This is a genomic window from Microbacterium sp. A93, assembly GCF_051842835.1.
This window is the reverse complement of record NZ_JBPXMT010000033.1, coordinates 1-1,025: the sequence shown is the minus strand read 5'-3', so window position 1 is coordinate 1,025 and position 1,025 is coordinate 1. Positions and strand designations below refer to the sequence as shown.

The 1,025-nt window shown below is 63.9% G+C and carries 2 protein-coding genes; both read right to left on the bottom strand.

Annotated features, from left to right (window positions below):
- Window positions 1-270 (bottom strand): enoyl-CoA hydratase/isomerase family protein (locus ACSU1G_RS34580; RefSeq protein WP_439286191.1); only part of this gene is annotated, 270 nt, incomplete at its 3' end.
- Window positions 267-1,025, bottom strand: a 759-nt coding sequence (locus ACSU1G_RS34575; protein WP_439286190.1) for an acyl-CoA dehydrogenase family protein, incomplete at its 5' end; no start/stop codon positions are given. The genes ACSU1G_RS34580 and ACSU1G_RS34575, both read right to left, overlap by 4 nt.

Here is a 1,025-nt window from a genome sequence, read left to right as displayed (position 1 = left end):
GGCATCGTTGTACAGCGACACGATATCTCCACCGGCGCAGAGCCCCCTTTCGCCCGCACCGACGATCGCGACGGTGGCGACAGAGTCATCTGTGGCCCATTGAGCGAGTGTCGGGCGAATCAGCTGCACCATGCGGTGGGTCAGCGCGTTGATCGCACGCGGACGGTTGAGCGTCACCAGACCGAGACGGCCTCGCTGTTCGAAGAGCACCTCATCTCCCGGTGCCGCTTCTTCTGACCTCACTGTTTCTGACGTCGCAGCCGCGTTCATCGGCTGCTCGAGAGCAGGTTGCGACCGACGATGAGCTTCATGATCTCGTTGGTCCCTTCGAGGATCTGGTGCACGCGCAGATCACGCACGACCCGTTCGATGCCGTACTCGTGCAAATAGCCGTATCCACCGTGCAACTGGAGGGCTTCGTTGGCGACGCGGAATCCGGCATCGGTCGCGAATCGTTTCGCGAGCGCACAGGCGGATGCCACATCGGCGGCGCTCTCATCCATCTTCGCCGCGGCACGCTGAAGCAGCGCGCGGGCCGCTTGAAGGTCCGTTTCCATGTCGGCGAGGGTGAACACGACCGACTGGTTCGCCGCGATCGGCGCGCCGAAGGCCTCACGTTCCTGCACGTAAGCAGTCGCCTTGTCGAGTGCCCATTGGGCACCGCCGAGGGAGCAGGCGCCCATATTTACGCGTCCGCCGTTGAGGCCCTTCATCGCGATGCCGAATCCTTCGCCCTCCTGTCCGAGAAGATTAGCGACCGGGACGCGGACGCCTTCGAAGATCACCTGACGGGTGGGCTGTGCGTTCCAGCCCATCTTCTTCTCGTTGGGTCCGAAGCTCAGCCCCGGTGCATCGGCGGGAACGACGATCGCGCTAATGCCGCGAGGGCCAAGAGCCCCCGTTCTCGCCATGACGAGGTAGACGGCAGATGACCCGGCCCCCGAGATGAACTGCTTCGTGCCGTTGAGCACATACTCGTCGCCGTCACGCTTTGCCGACGTCGTGATCGCTGCGGCGTCAGAGCC